This is a genomic window from Janthinobacterium rivuli, assembly GCF_009208735.1.
Taxonomy (GTDB): Bacteria; Pseudomonadota; Gammaproteobacteria; order Burkholderiales; family Burkholderiaceae_D; genus Janthinobacterium.
Map to the genome: position 1 here is coordinate 1 of NZ_WFLJ01000077.1, position 333 is coordinate 333.

Below are 333 nucleotides of genomic sequence, written 5' to 3' on the forward strand. Positions count from 1 at the left end.
CTATGGCTCCTATTTCCAGAGGATTCTGTTATCGGTCCGACTATCACGTACAGGCTCTTCCCATTTCGCTCGCCGCTACTTTGGGAATCTCGGTTGATTTCTTTTCCTGCAGCTACTTAGATGTTTCAGTTCGCCGCGTTCGCCTTGCATACCTATGTATTCAGTATGCAATACCCTAAAAGGGTGGGTTGCCCCATTCGGAAATCTGCGGATCAAAGTGTGTTTGCTCACTCCCCGCAGCTTATCGCAAGCTACTACGTCCTTCATCGCCTGTAATCGCCAAGGCATCCACCATGTGCACTTATTCGCTTGTCCCTATAACGTTAGCCTCTG

At 49.2% G+C, this 333-nt stretch carries 1 rRNA gene; it reads right to left on the reverse strand.

Annotation, left to right across the window (positions count from 1 at the left end):
* Positions 1 to 315, reverse strand: a 23S ribosomal RNA gene (locus GCN78_RS28985); the annotation flags it as partial.
* Between the last annotated feature and the right edge of the window lie 18 nt (positions 316 to 333).